Below are 23352 nucleotides of genomic sequence, written 5' to 3'. Positions count from 1 at the left end.
GATGTTTACGCTCCCCCATCGCTCACCCCGGGACCTGCCGTTTACCGCCAACCACACCGCGTTGTTGCTGGTGGACATGCAGCGCGCCTGGCTCGAACCGCAGTTCGACCCGCACCTCAACGGGCCCGACGCCGAATACTTCCTGACCCGTGCCCACATGCAGGTAGTGCCCAATCAACGCCGGCTGCTGAGTGCCTTTCGCAGCGCCGGGCAAAACGTGCTGCACACGATCATCGAAAGCCTCACCGCCGATGGCCGCGACCGCTCGCTGGACCACAAACTCTCGGACATGCACGTGCCCAAGGGCAGCCCGCCAGCGCGAATCATCGAAGACCTGACACCCACAGAGAACGAAATCGTCTTGCCCAAGACCTCCTCCGGGACGTTCAACTCCACCAACATCGACTACGTGCTGCGCAACCTCGAGACCCGGCATCTGGTCATCGCCGGCATCGTCACCGACCAATGCGTAGACATGGCCGTGCGAGACGCCGCCGACCGCGGTTACCTGGTGACGCTGGTGGAGGATGCCTGCGCGACCTACACGCTGGAACGCCATCATGCCTGCCTGAACGCGATCAAAGGTTACTGCTGGATCACTGACACCCAGACCGTCCTCGACCGGTTGCGGGAGATGCAGGCATGAGCGCACGCCTGTCACCACTACCCATGACCACCCTCGTTACCACTGACCTGATCGGCGTGACACGCGGTCGTTCGTTTCCCACGGACGAACTCGAACACTACCTGGCAGCGGGCTGCGGCTGGGTCCCGGCCAACAGTGCATTGACGCCCCAAGACATCATCGCCTCCACCAACCCGTGGGGCGCTTATGGTGATTTACGGCTGATCCCTGACGTCAGCAGCCGGGTGACGGTCAGCAATGGCCCGGATGACACCGCCCCGGTGCTGGATTTCATTCACGGTGACCTGTGCGAAACCGATGGCCGCCCGTGGGGCGCTTGCCCGCGCACCTTGTTGCGCAATGAAGTCGAGCGTTATCGCGCTGAACTGGGCTTGCGGGTCAACGCCGCGTTTGAGCATGAATTCAACCTGAACAGCGGCGCGCCAACACACCTCGCGTTCTCCCTTGAGGCCCAGCGCCAGGGCGCCGAATTCGGCGGCTGGTTGCTCAGTGCGCTGCGTGCCGGTGGCGTCGAACCCGAGATGTTCCTGCCCGAATACGGTAAACACCAATACGAAATCACCTGTCGCCCGGCCCTCGGTGTGGCCGCGGCGGATCGTGCGGTGAACGTGCGCGAAATCACCCGCGAGATCGCCCGGCAGATGAACCTGGACGTGAGCTTCGCGCCCAAGACCTCCGAGCACGCGGTGTGTAATGGCGTGCACCTGCATGTCAGCCTGCTGGACCTGGCCGCTCAACCGGTGATGTACGACCCCGGCACCACCAACGGCCTGTCGACCCTCGGCCAACATTGGGCCGCCGGCATCTTGCATTACTTGCCTGCGCTGTGTGCGTTGACGGCGCCGACGCCGGTGTCCTACAAACGATTGCAGCCTCATCACTGGAGTGCGTCCTACGCCTGCCTTGGCCAACGCAACCGTGAAGCGGCGCTGCGGATCTGCCCGACCGTGAGCCTTGGCGGCAAATCGGTGGCGGCGCAATACAACGTGGAGTTTCGCGCCCTGGACGCCACGGCCTCACCACACCTGGCAATGGCGGCGCTGCTGATCGCCGGGAGACTGGGCATCGAGCAGCGCCTGGCCTTGAACGCGATCACCGATGAAGTCCCCGACGCCCTCAACGAAGAGCAACGCCAGGCCCGCGGCATCGTCGCCCTGCCCGCGTCCCTTGCCCAGGCACTGGACTGCCTGCGCCATAGCGAGGCACTGATCGAAGCCTTGCCGAGTGCATTACTGGACACCTACTTCGCCCTTAAATCCGAGGAGTTGACGCTGACGGAACAGCTGTCGCCCGCCGAACTCTGTGAGCACTATGCACGCCTGTACTGAATCTTATGAACTCGGGCTTTTTACCGAGCCGGCCTTCACCTTGAGCCGCGAAACCAGCGAGCATCCGCTGATTCTGGTGTGCGAACACGCCAGCCGCTTTATCCCGGCCGCACTTAATGGACTGGGCCTTGACCACGAAGCGGCCCGCGAGCATATCGCCTGGGATATCGGCGCCCTGGCGCTGGCGCAGGGTTTGTCCAATGCGCTGGGTGCGACGTTGCTGGCGGCCAATTACTCGCGGTTGCTGATTGACCTCAACCGCCCGCTGCACGCCCCGGACAGTATTGCGACCCAGAGTGAGATTTATCCAATTCCGGGCAACCAGGTGCTGGACGAGGCCACTCGCGAGTACCGCCGGCGATGCCTGTTCACACCGTTTCATTCGCAGCTGCAAACCTTGATCGACGAACGTCTCGCACAAGGCCGGCCGGTGCGGGTGGTCGGCATTCACAGCTTCACCCCGGTTTACCACGGCCAACCCCGAGCGCTGGAAGCCGGTGTGCTGGTTGGCGAAGCCAAGGATTATGCCCAACGATTGATCGATGGCCTGAGCCAGCACCCGTTGAAGGTCGCCGTCAATGAACCGTACAAGATCAACCCGTTGGGCGACATGACCGTCCCCGTGCACGGCGACGCGCGCGGGTTGGAGGCGGTGCTGATCGAGGTACGCAACGACCTGTTGCGCACGCCTGAAAACGTCAGTCGCTGGACCGACTACCTGGCACCACTGTTGTAAACCGGTTACTTCAAACTCGCAGCCAGCCGCTGCTTACACCCCAAGGAGAAGGGTCTCATGGAAATTGAGAAATTTGGCTACAAGCAAGAATTGAAACGCAGCCTGACACTGACCGATCTGGTGGTGTACGGGATGATCTTCATGATCCCCATCGCGCCCTTTGGCGTGTACGGCTATGTCAATGCCGAGGCACCGGGCATGGTGCCGCTGGCCTATATCATCGGCATGGTTGCGATGCTGTTCACGGCCCTCAGTTACGGCAGCATGGCCCGGGCTATTCCGATTGCAGGCTCGGTGTATTCCTACGCACAACGGGGCCTCAACCCCCATGTCGGGTTTATCGCCGGCTGGCTGATGCTGCTCGATTACCTGCTGATTCCACCGCTGCTCTACGTTTATGCTGCGATGGCGCTGAATCACCTTTACCCGGACATCCCGAAAGTCGGTTTCATCCTCGCGTTTTTGGTCAGCGCGACCTTTGTGAACCTGCGGGGCATTACCTTCACCGCACGCATGAATATCGTGTTTCTGCTGGCGCAACTGGTGGTGCTGGGGATCTTCCTGTTCTACGCCTGGAACGCGCTGCACAACGGCGGCGGTAACGGTCAGCTGACGCTGGCGCCGCTGTACAACCCCGACACCTTTAATTTCGCCCTGCTGATGCAAGCAGTGTCGATTGCCGTGCTGTCGTTCCTCGGGTTCGATGCAATTTCCACCCTCGCTGAAGAAATCAAAGGCGACCCGGGCCGTAGCGTCGGCAAGGCTGCGTTGATCACCCTGCTGGTGATGGGCGCTATTTTTGTCGTGCAGACCTGGATTGCCACGGATCTCGCTGCTGGTATGGGGTTCAAATCCGCCGACACCGCATTCTATGAAATCGCCGACATCGCTGCCGGCAGTTGGCTGGCCAACCTGACCGCCGTGGCCACGGCCCTGGCCTGGGGGGTGGCAGTGGCGATCACTTCGCAAGCGGCGGTATCGCGCCTGCTGTTCGGCATGGCCCGCGACGGCAAGCTGCCCAAAGTGCTGGCCAGGGTTCACCCCAAACACAACACCCCGTACCTGAGCATTTACCTGGTGGCGGTGCTGTCACTGGTGATCTGCTACCTGTTCATCAATTCGGTGGACACCCTCACTTCGCTGGTGAACTTCGGCGCGTTGAGCGGTTTCATGTTGCTGCACCTGACGGTCATTAACTACTACTGGCGCCGGCAGAAGTCCGGCCAGGTGATCAGGCACCTCGTCTGCCCGTCGGTTGGCTTTATCATCGTCGCGGCAATCATGTACAACATGGGGGTTGATGCACAGAAACTGGGCCTGATCTGGATAGCGTTGGGGCTGGTGTATCTGTTATTCCTCAACAAATTGGGCGCCAGCGCAGTGCTGCCCGACCCGAGCAATGGCTGACAAGAAAAAGGGCGGCGTCTGACAACAAATCAAGCGACCGCTGCTTTCACGCGTGGAACCCGACAGTGATAGTCAGGTTCGGTGCACAACACCGAGCCCTTTGATACAGGAGTGCAGCCATGCTGGTCTTACGCCCAGTCGAGTTAACCGACCTGCCCCAGCTACAACAACTGGCACGCGACAGCCTGGTAGGCGTCACGTCGTTGCCGGACGACACCGAGCGCCTGCGCAGCAGAATTGTTGATTCCTGCGCCTCATTCGAAAAAGACGTTGAGGAACATGGCCCGGAGAACTACTTCTTCGTGCTTGAGGACCTGACGGCCCGGCGCCTGGTCGGATGCTCGGAAATCCTGGCCACCGCCGGCTTCAATGAGCCGTTCTACAGCTTGCGCAACCGCCACTTCACCAGCGCCTCCCGGGAACTGAACATCGAACATGGCGTCCCGGCACTGTCGTTATGCCAGGACCTCAACGGTCACACCTTGCTGCGCGGCTTTCACATCGACACCCCGCTGGTGCGCACTGCATTTTCGGAGTTGCTGTCACGGGCGCGGCTGCTGTTCATCGCCGCCCATTCACAGCGATTTGCCGAAGCGGTGATCACCGAAATCGTCGGCTACAGCAGCGATGACGGGCAATCGCCGTTCTGGGATGCGCTGGGTAAACACTTTTTCGACCTGCCTTATGCCGAGGCCGAACGACTGTGCGGCCTGGAAACCCGGACCTTCCTCGCCGAACTGATGCCGCAGTACCCGATCTACGTGCCGATGCTGCCCCAGGCGGCGCAGGACTGTATCGGCCGGATTCACCCCGACGGCCAGGAGGCCTTCGATATTCTTGAGTGTGAAGGGTTTGAAACCAACAGCTACATCGACCTGTTCGACGGTGGCCCGACCCTGTATGCGCGCACCTCGAACATACTCTCCATCGCCCAAAGCGTGACTGGCACGGTGCAGACCGGTTCGTCCATCGAGGCGCGCTGTCGGTACCTGGTCAGCAACGACGCACTCAAGGGCTATCGCGCGATCGTAGCTGAGCTGGATTACCAAGCCGGGCAGCCGGTGGGGTTGAGCGCCGACATGTGCATAGCCCTGAACGTGACCGATGGCAGCCCGATCCGGCTGATCGCCCTGTGAGCACCATCCGGCCCCGCGCCCAACGACAGCGCACGAACAGGTACGAAGAAGGAGCAGCATTATGATTGTCCGCCCGGTTAGCGTCACTGACCTGCCTGCCTTGATGGATCTGGTGCAACAAGCCGGCCCCGGGTTCACCACCCTGCCGGCCAATGAGGAACGCCTGGCGCACCGGGTGCGCTGGGCCCAGCGGACCTTCGCCGAACAGGTCGAGCGTGCGGATGCCGATTACCTGTTTGTGCTCGAGGATGACGATCAGCACGTGGTCGGCATCAGTGCATTGGCCGGTGCCGTAGGCCTGCGCGACCCCTGGTACAACTATCGGGTCGGGCTAACCGTCAGCGCTTCGCCGGACCTGGGGATTGAGCGGCAGATTCCGACCTTGTTTCTGAACAACGAAATGACCGGCCAATCGCAACTCTGCTCGCTGTTTCTGCAACACGATCAACGCCAAGGTACAAATGGTCGCTTACTGTCGCTGGCGCGCCTGCTGTTTGTCGCCGAGTTCCCGCAACTGTTCGGCGACAAGCTCATCGCCGAACTGCGTGGCAGTGCCGACGAGCAGGGTTGTTCGCCGTTCTGGGACAGCCTGGGCCGGCACTTTTTCAAGATGGAGTTCAGCCACGCCGATCATCTGTCGGGGCTGGGCAGCAAATCATTCATCGCCGAACTGATGCCGCGCCAACCGCTCTATACCTGCCTGCTGACCGAACAGGCCCAGGCCGTGATTGGCAAAGCACACCCGAACACGGAGTCGGCAATGAAAATCCTCAATGCCGAGGGGTTTGCCCATAAGGGTTACATCGATATTTTCGACGCTGGGCCGGTGATTGAGGCTCCCGTGTCGAAAATCCGCACCGTGCGCGACAGCCAGGCGCTGGTACTGGCCATTGGCACGCCCGACGAACAGGCGCCGGTGTGGCTGATCTATAACCGCCGCCTGGAAAACTGCCGCATTACCGCCGGCCAGGCGCGAATGGTCGGCAACAGCCTGGTTGTCGACCGCCTCACCGCCAAACGCCTGCAACTGCAACCCGGCAGCTCGGTGCGTGGGGTGCCGTTGCTCAATCAACAGCAGCAGGCTGTTGCTGCGTAAACGTCTGATGGCGAGTGCTGCGCACTCGGACGCAGCCTTCGGCAGCTGCTACAAGGGTTAGCGTTGCGCCGAGGATTCGAGTTAAGCCATTGTTAATTCGTCATCATCTTCTCATCGTCCGCGTGATAGCCTTTTGTTCTTTCGGCGTTGACACTTTTGCTCAAGCCCTTCCATTCCAATTGCAGTGGTGGAACTCGTATGTCCAGGCTTTCCCATCAAGATTTGCGTCGTAACTTTCGCGAACTGTTCGCTTCCAACACCTGTTACCACACGGCTTCGGTCTTCGACCCGATGTCGGCCCGCATTGCGGCTGACCTGGGTTTTGAAGTGGGGATTCTGGGCGGCTCCGTTGCATCGTTGCAGGTGCTGGGCGCTCCCGACTTTGCGTTGATCACCCTCAGCGAGTTCGCCGAACAGGCCACACGCATCGGTCGTGTCGCACAATTGCCGGTCATCGCAGACGCCGACCATGGCTACGGCAACGCACTCAACGTGATGCGCACCATCGTCGAACTCGAACGCGCCGGCATCGCCGCACTGACCATCGAAGACACCTTGTTGCCGGCGCAATTCGGCCGTAAATCCACCGACCTGATCGGCGTCGCGGAAGGCGTCGGCAAGATCCGCGCAGCGCTGGAAGCCCGGGTTGATTCGGAAATGGCGATCATCGCCCGCACCAACGCCGGCATCCTGCCCATCCAGGAAATCATCAACCGCACCCAGCAATACCAAGCTGCCGGCGCAGACGGGATCTGCATGGTGGGCGTGCAGGACTTTGACCAACTGGAAAAAATCGCCGAACACCTGAGCGTGCCGCTGATGCTGGTCACCTATGGCAACCCGGCGCTGCGCGACGACAAACGCCTGGCCGAACTGGGCGTGCGGGTGACCATTGACGGTCATGGTGCTTACTTCGCGGCGATCAAGGCGACGTACGACAGCTTGCGCGAGCAACGGCAGATCTTTACCCAAGCCTCGGACTTGAGCGCTACGGAACTGACGCATACCTATACGCAGCCTGAGGATTACATTCGCTGGGCTGAAGAGTTTATGCGTGTGAAGGAGTGATGGCTCAACAGGTTTAGCTGTATTACCTGTCATGACGCCATCGCGAGCAGGTCGAATCGTCGCACCGTCGCTCCCACATTGGATTTGCGGTGTTCACAATTCCCCTGTGGGAGCGACGGTGCGACGATTCGACCTGCTCGCGAAGGGGCCGGTTGCAACACCGCTAAACAGCAGCCTTGAACCCCTCCTCCCGCTGCAACGCCCGCGCCCGGATCACGTCCAGAATCGCGCACCCTTCGCGCATCAGCAGATGCACCGCCCCGGTCACCCGCGTCAGATCACAGTCTGATATGCCTTTGAGGCCAAGGCTGGACAAGGTGTCCGCCAGATCACGAACCACCGTGAAGCGATGCGCCGCGCAGGCTGCGAGGTCGCTGAGTTCTTTGTGGGTATTGATGAAGAGCACCGGGTTTTCGGCGTCGTAGGTGTCGATGGGGAGGTAACGGGGCATAACTTGGTCGTGCATGTGTGAACTCCTATTAATAGAGCTTCCACCGTTCGCGGCCAAGCGAAAAGAGGTGGCAGCTGTACGCGGGTTGGCCGACCGGGTATAGGAAACCGGCACACCCGAAGGTGTCCCACGCACAGCCGCCATAACACACCATTTCAGGCACAACGCGCCTGAAATGGTGTTATGGACGTTTTGCGTTCCTAAACTCGACCGGCCAAGGTCGTTCGCAGAGTTTTCCGCGAGCCCGAACTATAGGGGTCGATACCGAAACGCGGCAACAGGGTACGTTGTAGGAAACGTCTTGGAAAGTTGTGCGCCACTGAATGAGCCAGATCAATCGCCGCAAATGCTTGTGGGAGTGAGCCTGCTCGCGATGGCGGTGGATCAGCTGGCAGAGTTGTTGGATGAACAGCCGCCATCGCGAGCAGGCTCACTCCTACAGGGGATCTGCGGTGAAGGGTCAGACGGGATCGAGCAGTTCGTGACAGGGCGTGCCATTGATGCGGCAAATCACCCGATTGCGCCCCGTGGTCTTGGCTTCATACAACGCTTGATCCGCATCGTTAAGCCACAAGGTTGCGTCGGTATGCGTCGGGTCAAACGCTGCCAGACCAATGCTCAAGCTGACCTTCAACCCTGGACTCTGCTCGTAACCTAACGAGGCAAAACGGTCGCGCAAGGCTTCCATCGTTGCGGCGGCGCTGTTCAACGGCATGCCGGGCAGGATCACGCAGAACTCGTCGCCGCCATAACGCCCGGCAACATCGGTGGCGCGCAGGTTCTGCTTGAGCATCTTGCTCAGCTGGCGCAACACAATATCCCCGGCGACGTGACCATAGGTGTCATTGATGGTTTTGAAATGGTCGATGTCGATCAGTGCAATCGCCCCGCCCTGCTCGCGTTGGCAACGCTGGAATTCGACTTCCAGTTGGTCCTTCCAGGCGCCATGGTTCAACAGGCCGGTCAGGCTGTCGGTGCGGCTCAGGGCCAGCAACTCGCGCTTTTGCCGGCCAAGGGTGGTGGCCTGACGAAAGCAGAGCCAGCCCAGCGTCAGGGGATACACGATCAGCAGGGGCATGCAGGCGAACATTTGCAACGGTGTCGTCGACGGGATGAAGGTCGGGGTAAACACCAGCCCTCCAACCCCCATCCCGAGAATCTGCGCGGCGAAGCCTACTAACAGGAAACGCAAGCCGCCGATGGCGACATTGTTCATTGCCATCATCGACAGCGTTGCAACGCTGGGTAGCGGATTAAATTGCATGGCCGCCACCCAGAAACCACCGAGAAAGGCATCCACCAGGATGTTGCGGTGCTCGGCGTGAAACGGCACCTTTGCCCGTCGCGCCCACTGATAGGCAACGTGCGGCCATAACACGCCGTTGAACACCATCAGCCCCCACACCCACGGCGCCGGGTCGAGTGGGTACATCGCCGCGCTCACGCACAACAAACCCAAGGCCAGGCCCAAGGTTCGCGATGCATAGAGCCTCCTGGCCAATGAAAGTCCTTTCCCTCCCGAATTTTCCATAGGGCCTCTGCGCCACTGAACGGAACTTGATAACACCGGGGTTGCAGGTGCGTTGAGAGTCTATCAGGGCGACGTTAAATAGCCATCACTGGCGAGCGGGCTGAATACCAGGCTATTGCCACCACGCGAGTCGTCAATGTTTGGCTATACATGAAGAGAGGGTTCAATCAATAACCATAAAAAAGGAGACCCATGCAGACTTTTCAAGTGTTGATCATCGGCAGTGGTTTTGGCGGTCAGTGCGCGGCGATCAATTTGCTAAAAAACGGTATCGACGATTTTCGCCTGCTGGAACGGCGGGACTTTTTCGGCGGCACCTGGTGCCAGAACACCTACCCCGGCGCGGCGGTGGATGTGCCTTCGCCGCTGTATTCGCTGTCCTTTGCGCCCTATCGCTGGACGCAAATGTTCGCCGAACAGGCGGAACTGCACCGCTACACCCAGCACGTGGTGGAACACTTCGGCCTGCGCGACAAGGTCGAACTGCAAGCCAATGTCGAACGCATCGAATGGGATGACGCCAGCAAACGCTGGGCAGTGCACACCGGCAGCAAAGGCACGTTTTACGCGCAGTTTCTGATTAACGCGACGGGGCCGTTGAGCCAACCGGTCGTCCCGCACTTCGAGGGCATGGAACGCTTTCAGGGCAAGACCTTTCACACCAACAACTGGGACCATGCCTACGATTACCGGCAAAAACGCGTGGCCATCATCGGCAGTGGTGCCAGTGCCGCGCAGGTCATCCCGGCGATTGCCCCGGACGTCGAGCACCTGCACGTGTTTCAACGCACGCCGCACTGGGTGCTGCCAAGGGGCGATCGCGCGTTTGGCCCGTTCCAGCGCTGGCTGCTGGGGCTGAAACCGGCCTACAAACTGCTGCGCTGGATGATCTACTGGCAGTTCGAAACCCGGGTGATTGCCTTCAAATACTCGAAACCGGCGATCCACATGGTCCAGCAACACGCCCTGCGCTTCCTCAAGCGTCAGGTGCCTGACCCCCAATTACGCCAAAAACTGACACCGGACTTCACCATCGGCTGCAAACGCGTGCTGATCTCCAGCACCTACTACCCGGCACTGGGCCGCCCCAACGTGACGTTGCACAGTCGCGAGCAGGGCATCACCGCCATCGATGAAACCGGCATCGTCACTCAGGATGGCCAGCACATCGACCTCGACCTGATCGTCTGGTCCACCGGTTACGACGCCACCGACGGGGTGATTTCCTACCCGGTCACCGGCAAACACGGCACGCAACTCAAGGACGTCTGGGCGCAGTATCCCCGGGCTTATCTGGGTACCAGCCTGCCCGACTTCCCGAACCTGTTTATCGTCACCGGCCCCAACACCGGCATTGGCCACACCTCGGCGCTGTTTATCATCGAGTCACAGATGAATTACATCCTCGACTGCATCCGTACGTTAAAAGCCCAAGGTTTACGCAGCATTGAAGTACGCGCCGAAGCGGAACGTACCTACACTGAAATGATCCACCGTGAAATGGAGCGCACCGTATGGAAGTCCGGAGGGTGCCACAGTTGGTACCAAAGCAAGAGCGGTCATGTGATTGCCATGTTTCCGGGGTTCAGTTTCAGCTATCACCGTTTGACTCGGGCCTTGAAACCCGCCGACCACATCCTGTCCTGATCACGTTAAAGGAAGTCATCCGATGCTTCTATTCGTTGTCATTATCGCGGTTGTCGTGGCCTGGAGCTGGTTGAACTATCCGGCCATCGGTTATTGGCTGTATGACTTGAACATGGCCATTGAAGCCAAGCTGTATCGGCTGCACAAAATCGTCGTGCCCATTAACGAGATGACCGTCTCGACATGGCAAGGCGGGCCGTATGAGGCGTCCAGCAGTGTGCTGATGCTGCACGGCTACAGCGCCGACAAAAACCTCTGGCTGCGCTTCGCCCGGCACTTTGTCGGCAATTATCGGGTCATCATTCCGGACATTGCCGGGCATGGCGAAACCGGCTTCAAGGCCGGCGGCGGCTATGACATCCCACTGCAAGCCAAACGGATGATCCAGTTGCTGGATGTCTGCGGAGTCGAGAAGGTGCACGTGATCGGCAACTCAATGGGCGGTTACATCGCGGCGTGGCTGGCGGCCACGTACCCGGACCGGATCGCCTCCGTGGCGCTGATCGACCCGGCCGGGGTCACCGCGCCCGAGGCCAGTGATCTGGAGCGGCATTTGGCCAAGGGACATAACCCGTTTCTGATTCACTCACGGGAGGAGTTTCGACACTTCTACGCCATGACCATGGCCGAACCGCCGTGGGTGCCCGGCGTGGTGCTGGACGCCTTTGCCCATCGCTATGAGCAAAGCCGCGATGAACTGGAAGAAATCTTCAACGACTTTCGCGCCAGCCCGCCGATGGAGCCGAAACTGGCCGACATCAAGTGCCCGGCGCTGTTGCTGTGGGGGCACAAGGACCGTTTGATCGACGTCAGCAGTGTGGCGGTCTGGAGCAAAGGCATCGTCGATTTGCGGGTGCATATCTGGGATCACAGTGGCCACATGCCGATGGTCGAACAGCCCGCCAATACTGCGCGACTGTATCGGGAGTTCCTGGGATCGCTGCGCACCGAAAGCCGCTCCCACCTATAACCCCCCCTGTAGCAGCTGACGAGCAGCGCGAGGCTGCGTTCGGCTGCGAAGCCGTCGTGAAGTCAGACGCTGTGGTTTTTCAGTTAAACCGCGTTTTCAGGGTTTACGACTGCTTCGCAGCCGAACGCAGCCTCGCGCTGCTCGTCAGCTGCTACAGGTCCGGCGGCGAAGCAGTCCTTGGCAGAATGAAGTTCGTAAGATTCTTCGTTTGTCGGCGGCGCTGAAGGCTGCGATCTTTTCGCACATCCTTTACGTCACCGCGCCAGGAATTTTTTCATGAGCCAGCCACGCTTCGTCAGCCCTGACCTGATCCGCCAACGCTTCTCCAAAGCGATGTCCGACATGTACCGCGAAGAAGTGCCGTTGTACGGCGCGCTCATGGAGCTGGTGGAGCAGACCAACCAATACGTGCTGGACAACGACCCGCAGATCGCCCGCCAGTTGAACAGCACCGGTGAAATCGAGCGCCTGGACCTTGAACGTCACGGTGCCATCCGCGTCGGTACTGCCACAGAACTGGCCACCCTCGCCCGTTTGTTCGCGGTGATGGGCATGCAACCGGTGGGTTATTACGACCTGACCCCGGCCGGCGTGCCGGTGCATTCCACGGCGTTTCGCGCGGTGCACGAAGCGGCGTTGCAGGTCAGCCCTTTTCGCGTGTTCACCTCGCTGCTGCGCCTGGAACTGATTGAAGACCTGGAACTGCGCGCGTTCGCTCAGTCGGTGCTGGATAAACGCCAGATCTTTACCGCGGCAGCGCTGACCCTGATCGAGCGTGCTGAAACCGAGGGCGGTCTTACCGAAGACGAGGCGCAGCACTTCGTCGAACAGGCGCTGGAAACCTTCCGCTGGCACCACAGCGCCACCGTCACTGCCGAGCAATACCAGAAACTCAGTGCCCAGCATCGCCTGATCGCTGACGTCGTGGCCTTCAAAGGCCCGCACATCAACCACCTGACGCCGCGCACATTGGACATCGACATCGTCCAGGCACAAATGCCCGCCCACGGCATCACCCCCAAAGCGGTGATCGAAGGCCCACCTCGCCGTCAGTGCCCGATTCTGCTGCGCCAGACCAGTTTCAAGGCGCTGGACGAGCCGGTTGCCTTCACCGATCAAGCTAAAACCCGAGGCAGTCACAGCGCGCGCTTCGGCGAAATCGAGCAACGTGGCGCCGCGCTGACGCCTAAAGGTCGGGCGCTGTACGACCGTTTGCTCAATGCCGCACGGGACGAGTTGAAAGACTTCCCCAATGAAGCCAATGCCGCACGCTACAACGCACTGATGGTGCAGCACTTTGGCGAATTTCCTGACACATACGAAGGTATGCGCCGACAGGAACTGGCGTACTTTCGCTACTTCGTGACGGAAAAAGGCTTGGCGGCGGATGCGCTGGATTCGTTGTCGCTGGAGGATTTGCTCGACGGCGGCTATTTGCGGGTTGAACCGCTGGTGTATGAGGATTTTCTGCCGGTGAGCGCAGCGGGGATTTTCCAGTCGAACCTGGGGGACGCGGCGCAAACCCACTATGGCGTGCATTCGAACCAGCAGGCGTTTGAGCAGGCGCTGGGGCGATCGACGATTGATGAGTTGGGGTTGTATGCCGAGACGCAGCGGCGTTCGGTTGAAGAGTGCTATGCCGCGTTGGGCCACGCGATCTAAAGCAAACGTGTAGCAGCGCGCAGCCTCCTGTGGGAGTGAGCCTGCTCGCGATGACGGAGTGTCAGTCGACAGCTGTGTTGCCTGATACACCGCTATCGCGAGCAGGCTCACTCCCACAGGCTGCGCAGGCTGCTACAGGTGCAGTGATTCAGCGGAGTTTGGTCAGCAACGCCTCGGCGGCTGCATCGGACGACGCAGGGTTCTGGCCGGTGATCAGCAATCCGTCCGTGAGTACATAGCTCGCCCAATCGACGCCTTTGGAATAAATCCCGCCCTTCTCCTTGAGCATGTCCTCCACCAGAAACGGTACGACGTTCGTCAGTTGCACCGCCTCTTCCTCCGAGTTGGTGAAACCCGTCACGCGCTTGCCTTTGACCAAAGGCTGGCCATCCGCGCCTTTGACATGGCGCAACACGCCCGGTGCATGGCAGACCGCCGCGACCGGTTTACCTGCCTTGATAAACGCCTCGATCAGCGCAATCGAAAAGGTATCTTCGGCCAAATCCCACAGCGGACCATGGCCGCCCGGATAGAAAACAGCATCGTAATCTTCGACTCTCACGCTGTTCAGCAGCGCAGTAGAGGCTAATGCGGATTTAGCCGCAGGGTCTTTGTTGAACCGATCCGTCGCCTCGGTTTGCGCGTCCGGCTCGTCACTTTTTGGGTCTAGCGGCGGTTGGCCGCCCTTGGGCGAGGCCAGGGTCAGTTGCGCACCGGCGTCCTTGAAGGCGAAATACGGCGCGGCGAATTCTTCCAGCCAGAAGCCGGTTTTCTTACCCGTATCACCCAATTGATCGTGGGACGTTAAAACCATCAGGATTTTCATGTCGTTCTCACTCCGGTTCAGGGTTATTCGGACGCTCGACGGCGCTGTTTTTATGGACCCTGCTGCCGGTCGATTCGTTGCACCGGGTACAGGGGGTCTTTGACGGGTGGCGCAAAGCCGTTATGCGCAAGAAGTTGCGCACTCATCCTACAGAAAGGTCCCGCCTGGATGCTGATCGCCGGGCCAGGAGGGCTCTCCAGCCGAGTGCGCAAGAAGTTGCGCAGTGGTGTGCAAGTTCTTGCGCACATTCCTCAGGGATCTTCGCCGATAAATCTTTCAGCCGCCGAAAATTGTCCCTGGTCCCTTGATCTATATGGCTTTCAGCGTTTCTGGCACGGACCTTGATAACAGTCAGGCACCCACCGGGCGATACCGCCTCCCGGGCACTCTTAATTTTTTAGCAAGGAGCACATCCATGGCTACACCAGCGTATATGTCCGTCACTGGCGAGAAACAAGGTTTGATCACTGCCGGCGCTTTCACCGCCGACTCGGTTGGCAACACCTACCAGGAAGGTCACGAAGACCAGGTCATGGTTCAGGCTTTCAGCCACGACGTGATCATCCCGCGTGACCCGCAATCCGGCCAACCGACCGGTCAGCGCGTTCACAAGCCTGTCGTGATTACCAAGGTCTACGACAAGTCCTCGCCACTGCTGCAAGCGGCTCTGACTTCCGGCGAGCGCATGAGCGAAATCGTTATCCAGTGGTACCGCACTTCGGCTCAAGGTACCCAAGAGCACTACTACACCACCAAACTGGAAGACGCCATCATCGTCGCCATCAACAACAAAATGCACAACTGCCAGGACCCGTCGAACTCGCACTTCACGCACCTGGAAGAAGTGCAGTTCACCTACCGCAAAATCACCTGGACCCACGAAGTATCCGGTACTTCGGGTTCCGATGACTGGCGTCTGCCGGTCGCCTGATCCAGGCCGATCGTCTCAAGCATCGGCCAGCTCTGCTGGTCGATGTTGTTTTCGCCCTTCCAGAATTTTCGCGTCTGCTGATGCCTTCTTCGGCTATTGGCGAACGCCGCTGCACTGCACGAGGAACAAGGGATGTTCGCGCCGGCCAATCAGACTCACTTTGCCCTGACCATCGAAGGCCTATCCAACGATTTACAGGTGCTGTCCTTGCAAGGTCGGGAGGCGATCAGCCAACCGTTCGTGTTTGAGGTGGAACTGGTCAGTGAACAGCCGTCCCTGGACCTCGAAACCCTGCTGCACAAACCGGCCTTTTTGCAGCTCTCGCCTGACGGCAGCGGCATTCATGGCCAGATCTACCGCGCCGCCCAGGGTGATTCCGGCAAACGCCTGACCCGCTACGCGGTGACCCTGCGCCCGCAACTGTCGTACCTCACGCATCGCATCAACCAGCGCATCTTCCAGAACCTCAGCGTGCCGAAAATCATCGGCAAGGTCCTCGAAGAGCACGGCATTCAAAGCAACGCCTACGCCTTCAACGTCGGGGCGATCTATCCCGAGCGCATCTACTGCGTTCAATACGACGAATCGGACCTGCAGTTCATCCAGCGCCTGTGCGAGGAAGAAGGTATCCATTACCACTTCCAGCACAACGCCACGGCCCACAAACTGGTGTTTGGCGATGACCAGACGGTGTTCCCGAAACTCGCCCCCGTGGCCTATCAGCAAGACTCCGGCATGGTCGCCAACCACCCGGTGATCAAGCGCTTTGACCTGCGCCTGGAAACCCGCACCAGCCGCACCACCCGCCGCGACTACGACTTCGAAAAACCGCGCATCACCCTCGAAAGCGAAAACCGTGGCGACGCCCAGCCCGACCTCGAAGACTACGACTACCCCGGTCGCTTCCTCGACCGCGAACGCGGCAAGCACCTGGCCAAACGCGCCCTCGAACGTCACCGCAGCGACTTCCAGCTCGCCGAAGGCAAAAGCGATCAGCCGATACTGGTCAGCGGCCACTTCCTGGCCCTGACCCAACACCCGAAAGCCAAATGGAACGACCTGTGGCTACTGACCGAAATCATCCACGAAGGCAAGCAGCCGCAAGTGCTGGAAGAGTCGGTCACCAGCAGCACAACCAACCTGAAAGACGACTTCCAACAGGGCTACCGCAACCGCTTCCAGGCCACTCCGTGGGACGTGCCCAATCGCCCGCCGCTGCATCATCCCAAGCCACGGATCCTCGGCAGCCAAAGCGCCGTGGTCACCGGCCCCAAAGGGGAAGAGATCCACTGCGACGAATACGGTCGCGTCAAAGTGCAATTCCATTGGGACCGCGAAGGCCAGGCTGACGACAAAACCAGTTGCTGGTTGCGCGTTTCCTCCGCCTGGGCCGGCGCCCACTACGGCGGCATCGCCATCCCGCGCATCGGCATGGAAGTACTCGTCACCTTCCTCGAAGGCGACCCCGACCAACCGCTGATCAGCGGCTGCCTGTACCACAAGGAAAACGTCGTCCCGTATGAACTGCCGGCGCACAAGACCCGCAGCACCTTCAAGACTCTGAGTTCACCAGGTGGCGGCGGCTTCAACGAACTGCGCATCGAAGACAAAAAAGGCCAGGAACAAATCTTCCTGCATGCCCAGCGCGATTGGGACGAAAACGTCGAACACGACCAGAAAATCCGCGTCGGCAACGAACGCCACGACACCGTCGAGCAAAACAGCTACAGCGAATTCAAGGCCGAAGAACACCACACGGTGTATGCAGATCGCAGAGTCGAAGCCCAAGCGGATGACCATCTGACGGTGGGCGTGAATCAGCACATCAAGATCGGTACTGGGCAGTTCATCGAAGCGGGCCAGGAAATCCACCTGAGCAGCGGCATGAAGGTCGTGCTTGAAGCGGGGAGCGAACTGACGCTCAAGGGTGGCGGTAGTTTTATCAAGATCGATGCCAGCGGTGTGACGTTGAGCGGGCCGGTGATCAACATGAACTCCGGGGGTAGTCCGGGTAGCGGGACCGGGGCGGCACCGTTGCTGCCGGGCGTGTTGAAGCAGGCGGATGCGGACAAGGCTGGTGCGGTATTGACGCCGGCGCAGGTCAATACGCTGAAACGTAATGCGCCGTTTTGTGAAGAGTGCGAAAAATGCAAGGCAGGTGTTTGTGCGAGCTGATCTTTTGACTCCTCAGGCGTGGTTGGCTGAACGACCGTTGCAGACCAATGAACGTCTTTATCTGATCGTCAGCGCCGCTAGCGATGCCGATGCGCTCAAGTCGCTTTATCAAACTGAACCAACAACCCAGGCAACTCCTATCTGGGGCGGAACCCCCTACGCGAGCTGGCAACAGGTCATGCCCTACCTCGTCGAGCTGAAATCCAACTCCGGTTTTCTACCGTGGATTGCCGAAACAGACGCGCAGGACTGGGGTTGGCTGGCGATTTCAACCAGCATGCCGGAGGTGGTGTTCGAACACCTTCGCAGCCTGACCCAAGTGCGCATGCCCGATGGGACCGAGGTGTTTTTCCGGTTCTGGGATGGGCGGCATATCTACCCGATTCTGGAAGGACTCAGCGATGCGGCGGGGGAAGTGCTGCCGGTGTTTGATCGGTATTTGATTAATGGGAAGCGGTTGGAGGTTGGGCCAAGGGTGGTGCCGAAGGCGAAGGATTGGCCTTGGTGGGAAGTGCCGAAGGGATTGTTGGATGGGCTCGCCAAGCAGAACTCGTCAACCCTGATCGGCAACTTGATGCAATGGCTGGGAGAGGAACGTCCAGACATCTACGCCGCTTATCCCGAGAGCAATCTGAAGTTGAAAATCGCACGCTTCGTGCGCCGGCCCGATGCTCCGAAAAATCTTAACGAAGCACTGTTAAACCACCTGATTCTGGAGCAAGGCTGATGGATCGCGTTGCCTTTGTTGACAACCAACTGACCACCTTCAAGGACAGTCTGAAACTTTATCGTGAACTGACCGAAAGCAATTTCGCCCAGTGGGTGGATAAAGGTCCTCAGTTCTTTGACAGACCAGCCTTATTTGGAATGAACAGGACCGTTAAGCTCGGTAGTGCAAGCACGACAGTCAGCACAGGCGATAACGAGTTTTCGTCTACTGTCGCGGAATGTCCGGCAAACCGCTTGCTACTGATCGAAAGCAAATTCGTATCACTTCATGACGTTCCGGTTGGCAATATCACTGTCGAAGTGACCCCGGTAGACGGTGGTGAGGCCGTTCCTGTCTTGCTGAATGAGGAAGGTAAAGGCGTTTACAAAGGGACGCCGGGAAAAAAATATTACGTTCGCGTCCAGAGCAAGGTAATCAAAGAACAGGTCACCGCACTTTTCGACTCCTACGACGGCTTGACCCAGCAACTGCAAACATGGCTGGAAGCTGAGTGGAAAAACTATAGGCCGCTATGGCCCACCCAGACCTTATCGACAATTTACCTTGCGCAGCTCAATGGCTCTGCCATTGGTACATGGGAAGCTATCAAAGGCGCGTTTGATGGCTTGAAACGCATATTCGAGATTCTGAAGGACCCTCAAAAATATGCAGAAGAGCTAGGTCAAAGTGCCACTGACCTGATCAAACTCGCGAAAGAAACACCGGCGGCCATGGAAAGACTCATGCTGCTGGCGAGTGATCAGGCGGCCTTATTTTTACTGCTGAAAACTGCAGCTATCTGGCTTATTGAGTTACCGCCTAGCGTGGTTGCGGGTGAGTTCTCTAAGCAGGCTTCCAGCATTCTGGTAACCATCCTCATCGACCTCGTGCTGGCCCTGGTGCTGACGTATGCGGTTGCAGGCTCAGGTATTGCCTATTTGGGCGTGCGTCTGGCGAACTACGGCGCAAGAATTCTTGAAGCCGTCACCGGCTTCATCAAGTCCGTCTTCAATATCCTGAAAGCCTTTATGGAGGCTATCGATAAATACAAGAAGGTGGCCGCCCGTGCAGCGGTTGGGGCCTTTGAAAAAGGCAAGGTCAAGATTGGTTGGGGCAGGCAGGACCACGCTAAAGTACATACCTCGGAACATTTGGACGACAATTCCAAGCAATCTACCAACCACGATGACAAAAATGTCGCGTGCACCCGTGAAACCTGCGTAAACGGCTGCCCGGTTTCGATGGTCACCGGCGAAGAGTTACTCACACTCACCGATGGTCAACTCAATGGCCTCCTTCCATTTGAATGGACTCGACTTTATCGCACCAGTGCTGCGGAAATCGATTGCGGTTTGGGCTATGGCTGGAGTCATGCACTCGCGCAGCGAGTGGAGATAAACAACGACGAGGTTGTCTGGACGGATCATGAAAACCGCGTAACGACCTTTCCCCTCCCGAGCGAACAACGCCCAGCCATCACCAATAGCTTGTCCAAAGCAACGATTTACATCGGTGACGATCCATCTGAACTGATTCTGTCCCAGTCTGGCGATCAAACGCTGTTCTATCACTTCCGCTACAACATCAAGGGCGCCACGCTAATTGCTATCAGCGGCAAATACGGCAACCGCCTGCACATCACTCGTGACATTCATGGGCGTATCAAGCGTGTGGACAACGGTTCCGGTCGTGCCTTGCTGTTGCGTTACGACCGCAAACATATAGTTGGCATCGATTACCAGCAGTTCAGCCCGGCAGACAATCTGGAAGATGCATGGAGCACCATCCAGACATTAGTTAGTTATCGCTACGACGAACAACATCACTTGGTTGAAGCGAAGAATGCCGCCGGTGAGAGCGAGCGATACGCCTACGATGAAAAGCACGTCATCCTCGAAAGACAACTGGCCGGTGGCGCCAGTTTCTTTTGGGAATGGGAAAACGAGGGCAAATCTTCACGTTGCGTCCATCACTGGGCGAACTTTTCGCAGATGGATGCCCGTTACGTTTGGGATGACAAGGGTAGCGTCACCGTTACCAATGCCGACGACAGTGAAGAAATCTACACTCACGACAATCAAGCCCGACTGATCAGCAAAGTCGAGCCAGACGGTGCCGAACATCTCAAAGCATACGACGACAAAGGTCGGTTGATTGCCGAGAAAGACCCGCTGGGAGCGATTACAGAGTTTCAGTACGACGAAGCAGGACGCCTGGAAGCGGTCATCCCACCAGAAGACGCACCGACGCAATACGAATACAGCAACGGTTTTGTAACAGTCGTCCGGCGTGAGGAATCGATCTGGAGATACCAGCGAAATATCCAAGGTGACATCACCCAACAAACAGATCCTGACGGTAACGTCACTCAGTACAGCTACGACGGACAAGGCCGTTTACTGCAAATCCGTCACCCCGACGGCGGTCGCCATAATCTGGGCTGGAACAATCTGGGCGAGTTGATCGAAGAGCAACTGCCGGACGGCGGTCAGCGCAAGTATCGCTACGACGCACTGGGCAGACAGATCACCCGCCAGGACGAGAGCGGGAGGGTTACCCAGTACCAATGGGATACCGCCAATCGTCTCGCACAAATCACTCTGCCGGGCGGTGCGACTCGTGCGTTCACCTACAATCCATACGGTCGTGTCACCGCTGAACGCGATGAGTTGGGTCGCGTTACCCGCTATGAATACGCCGATGGCCTGCATCTGGTCAGCCGCCGCATTAACCCTGATGGTAGCCAACTGCGCTACCGCTATGACAACTCACGCCTGTTGCTCAGCGATATCGAAAATGAACGTGGCGAGCAGTATCACCTCGACTACTACGCTAACGGTCTGATCCAGCAAGAAACCGGGTTCGATGGCCGACGTACCACCTACGAATATGACCTCAACGGCCAACTACTAAAGAAAACAGAATTTGGGGACGACGGCAGCGAGTTAGTCACTGAATACCAACGCGATTCAGCAGGCCGCCTGCTGGTAAAAACCCTGCCTGACAGTGAAGAAATTCACTACAGCTACGATGTCCGCGGTCGTCTCGTAAACGTCGATGACGGCAACTGGCCCCTCGCCTACGAGTATGACCTGCAAGACCGCCTCATCACGGAACACCAAGGTTGGGGAACGCTGCGCTATGAGTACGACAAACAAGGCAATCTGAGCCACTGCCGCTTTCCTGACGGCAGCAAGCTCGACTACCGCCACCAACCTGGTGGCCGTCTGAGCAGCATCGACCTCAACGGTTCGCGCCTGACGACTCACCAATTCAGCGCCGGCCGCGAACAACAGCGCCAACAAGGCCTGCTCCTCAGCCAATATCAATACGATGACCAAGGCCGATTGCAGGCGCATACCGTCAGCCAACAAGAGCGAAACCTGTTCCGCCGCCGCTATGCCTACAACGCGAATGGCAACCTTGCCGGCATCGACGACAGCCGCAAAGGTAACCTCAATTACTACTACGACCCGCTCGACCGCCTGATCAACGTCCGTGGCACCACCCCGGAAAGCTTCGCCCACGACCCGGCGGGCAACCTGCTCGGCCAAGGTGATCAGCAAGCCGCAAACCTGGCCAACGTCAAAGGTAACCGCCTGCTGATGCAGGGCGACCGTCACTATGACTACGACGCTCACGGCAATCTGAGCCGCGAGCGCCGCGGCACCGGGCAGAAACTCGTTACCGAGTATCGCTACGACTGCCAGCATCGCCTTATCGGCGCCAGCCTGCCCGGCGGCAGCATCGCTAGTTACAAGTACGACGCCTTCGGCCGTCGTATCGCCAAGACCGTCGATGGTCAAACCACCGAGTTTATGTGGCAAGGCGAACGCCTGATTGCGGAAAGCGCCGACAACCGCTATCGCACTTACGTCTACGAACCAGGCAGCTTCCGCCCATTGGCCATGCTCGATGGCGAAGGCCCGCTGAAAGCGACGCCGTTCTACTATCAACTCGACCACTTGGGCACACCTCAAGAACTCACCGACTATAGCGGTGAGATCATGTGGTCGGCTAAATACCGCGCCTATGGCAACCTCGCGGCACTGGACGTCGCCGAAGTCGACAATCCACTGCGATTCCAGGGACAGTACTTCGATGCTGAGACGGGCTTACACTACAACCGGCATCGCTACTACAATCCGGGGACCGGGCGGTTTCTGACGCCAGATCCGATCAAGCTTGCGGGTGGGTTGAACAACTACCAGTACGTGCCTAACCCTACGGGGTGGGTGGATCCGTTGGGATTGAATAGCAATTGTCCGGGAGGAGTGAATTGCAAACCTGGATCTGTTGAGGATCCAGCGAGTAATACCAAGGTTAATGAGGGGACATCTGGAGCACCTGATGTTCAATGGACGAATCACGGTAACAAGCACGTCGCCCCCAAGGCGCCGTGGCCAAATGTTGTCAAATCAACGGCGAATGGAGGGGCAGCGAAGTATTTACCAGGAACAGATATCGAGGCACTTGAGCGTCACGCTTTCAAGAATGGCCAAGACGTCAACAATGGAAAGCCGTGGAAAGTCATTGACATGGGGAAAACCATTGGCGCTAACGACGGTAAGGAAACGCGATTCATGAGGGTTGAGCTAAGTGCGAACACTATTCATGGCCATCCTATTTCCGAAGATGCATTTAAAAAACTCACAAAAATGAAGAAAAATTAAATGAACACGAAAAAAATAATTGAACTTGGCGGAAGAATCACATTTGATGACATATCCCACCTAAATCAAGATATTGATATATCAATAATTATTGATGATTTAAAGGAGGATCTATTCCAAGCTGTTTTCCCCCATGATCAACTCATTGATATCGGCTGGTATCCGGAGTTCTGCGAAGATGGCACTTTCAAAGTCTCACTAATTAAATCCCATGATTGGGAGCAACCAATTTTCAGCGAAAAAGCAAAAAACTGGAAAGAACTACAACAGGTAATATCCAATGCTCTAATCAAAATAGAAATATAAAAACAACCAAGAAAGACAAAGAAAGGAAACAGACATATTTTTATACGAATTCAG

18 protein-coding genes are annotated in these 23352 nt (G+C 58.2%); 15 read left to right on the top strand and 3 right to left on the bottom strand.

What is annotated here, in order from left to right; all coding sequences use genetic code 11:
• Window position 1: 1 nt before the first annotated feature.
• From KGB06_RS06570 to KGB06_RS06540, 7 genes are all read left to right on the top strand, one after another.
• Window positions 2-646 carry an isochorismatase family cysteine hydrolase gene (locus KGB06_RS06570; RefSeq protein ID WP_223512894.1) on the top strand — a complete coding sequence of 215 codons (645 nt, stop codon included), beginning with the start codon at window positions 2-4 and terminating at the stop codon, window positions 644-646.
• On the top strand, window positions 643-1974 hold the full coding sequence (locus KGB06_RS06565) for a glutamine synthetase family protein (protein ID WP_223512891.1): 1332 nt from the start codon (window positions 643-645) through the stop codon (window positions 1972-1974). The genes KGB06_RS06570 and KGB06_RS06565 overlap by 4 nt, the downstream gene beginning before the upstream one ends.
• A complete protein-coding gene (locus tag KGB06_RS06560) occupies window positions 1958-2710 on the top strand; it encodes an N-formylglutamate amidohydrolase (protein WP_223512887.1) in 753 nt (250 codons plus the stop codon). The genes KGB06_RS06565 and KGB06_RS06560 overlap by 17 nt, the downstream gene beginning before the upstream one ends.
• Window positions 2711-2767: 57 nt before the next feature.
• Window positions 2768-4117: an APC family permease gene (locus tag KGB06_RS06555; protein ID WP_223512886.1), complete on the top strand. Its 1350-nt coding sequence runs from the start codon at window positions 2768-2770 to the stop codon at window positions 4115-4117.
• Window positions 4118-4236: 119 nt separating this feature from the next.
• The gene (locus tag KGB06_RS06550; RefSeq protein WP_223512885.1) at window positions 4237-5253 is read left to right on the top strand and encodes an arginine N-succinyltransferase; all 1017 of its coding nucleotides are present in this window, start codon (window positions 4237-4239) and stop codon (window positions 5251-5253) included.
• 61 nt (window positions 5254-5314) lie between these two features.
• Window positions 5315-6349, top strand: a complete 1035-nt coding sequence (astA, locus tag KGB06_RS06545) for an arginine N-succinyltransferase (RefSeq protein ID WP_223512884.1) — start codon at window positions 5315-5317, stop codon at window positions 6347-6349.
• A gap of 198 nt (window positions 6350-6547) precedes the next feature.
• On the top strand, window positions 6548-7417 hold the full coding sequence (locus KGB06_RS06540) for an oxaloacetate decarboxylase (protein ID WP_223512883.1): 870 nt from the start codon (window positions 6548-6550) through the stop codon (window positions 7415-7417).
• Window positions 7418-7580: 163 nt separating this feature from the next.
• Here the strand turns inward: KGB06_RS06540 and KGB06_RS06535 are convergent, their stop codons facing one another.
• Together KGB06_RS06535 and KGB06_RS06530 are read right to left on the bottom strand one after the other, a co-directional pair.
• Entirely contained in the window at window positions 7581-7883 is a 303-nt protein-coding gene (locus tag KGB06_RS06535; protein ID WP_223512881.1) for a hypothetical protein, read from the bottom strand.
• Between the two features lie 445 nt (window positions 7884-8328).
• Window positions 8329-9399: a diguanylate cyclase gene (locus KGB06_RS06530; protein WP_223512878.1), complete on the bottom strand. Its 1071-nt coding sequence runs from the start codon at window positions 9397-9399 to the stop codon at window positions 8329-8331.
• 192 nt (window positions 9400-9591) lie between these two features.
• Between KGB06_RS06530 and KGB06_RS06525 the strand changes: the two genes are divergently transcribed.
• The 3 genes from KGB06_RS06525 (at window position 9592) to KGB06_RS06515 (ending at window position 13678) form a co-directional block, all read left to right on the top strand.
• Complete coding sequence (locus KGB06_RS06525; protein WP_223512875.1) at window positions 9592-11046, top strand: flavin-containing monooxygenase; 1455 nt, start codon at window positions 9592-9594, stop codon at window positions 11044-11046.
• 22 nt (window positions 11047-11068) lie between these two features.
• A complete protein-coding gene (locus KGB06_RS06520) occupies window positions 11069-12016 on the top strand; it encodes an alpha/beta fold hydrolase (RefSeq protein ID WP_223512872.1) in 948 nt (315 codons plus the stop codon).
• Window positions 12017-12292: 276 nt separating this feature from the next.
• The gene (locus KGB06_RS06515; RefSeq protein WP_223512869.1) at window positions 12293-13678 is read left to right on the top strand and encodes a VOC family protein; all 1386 of its coding nucleotides are present in this window, start codon (window positions 12293-12295) and stop codon (window positions 13676-13678) included.
• Between the two features lie 148 nt (window positions 13679-13826).
• Here KGB06_RS06515 and KGB06_RS06510 read toward each other — a convergent pair whose 3' ends face one another.
• Window positions 13827-14504 (bottom strand): type 1 glutamine amidotransferase domain-containing protein, encoded by a 678-nt coding sequence (locus KGB06_RS06510; protein ID WP_223512867.1) that lies wholly within the window; start codon window positions 14502-14504, stop codon window positions 13827-13829.
• A 415-nt stretch (window positions 14505-14919) separates the two neighbouring features.
• Here KGB06_RS06510 and KGB06_RS06505 point away from each other — a divergent pair, with 415 nt between their 5' ends.
• The 5 genes from KGB06_RS06505 to KGB06_RS06485 all read left to right on the top strand — a co-directional run bounded on the left by KGB06_RS06505 (window position 14920) and on the right by KGB06_RS06485 (window position 23298).
• Window positions 14920-15435, top strand: a complete 516-nt coding sequence (locus KGB06_RS06505) for an Hcp family type VI secretion system effector (protein WP_007948242.1) — start codon at window positions 14920-14922, stop codon at window positions 15433-15435.
• A gap of 132 nt (window positions 15436-15567) precedes the next feature.
• On the top strand, window positions 15568-17610 hold the full coding sequence (gene tssI, locus KGB06_RS06500; protein WP_223512866.1) for a type VI secretion system tip protein TssI/VgrG: 2043 nt from the start codon (window positions 15568-15570) through the stop codon (window positions 17608-17610).
• On the top strand, window positions 17555-18337 hold the full coding sequence (locus KGB06_RS06495) for a DUF4123 domain-containing protein (RefSeq protein WP_263288188.1): 783 nt from the start codon (window positions 17555-17557) through the stop codon (window positions 18335-18337). Before tssI ends, KGB06_RS06495 begins: the two co-directional genes overlap by 56 nt.
• A complete protein-coding gene (locus KGB06_RS06490) occupies window positions 18337-22992 on the top strand; it encodes an RHS repeat-associated core domain-containing protein (protein ID WP_223512865.1) in 4656 nt (1551 codons plus the stop codon). Before KGB06_RS06495 ends, KGB06_RS06490 begins: the two co-directional genes overlap by 1 nt.
• A complete protein-coding gene (locus tag KGB06_RS06485; RefSeq protein WP_223512864.1) occupies window positions 22993-23298 on the top strand; it encodes a hypothetical protein in 306 nt (101 codons plus the stop codon).
• Window positions 23299-23352 lie beyond the last annotated feature (54 nt).

It is taken from the genome of Pseudomonas sp. GL-B-19, from assembly GCF_019956415.1.
In the GTDB taxonomy this organism is placed as follows: Bacteria; Pseudomonadota; Gammaproteobacteria; order Pseudomonadales; family Pseudomonadaceae; genus Aquipseudomonas.
This window is presented reverse-complemented; position numbering and strand designations above follow the sequence as displayed.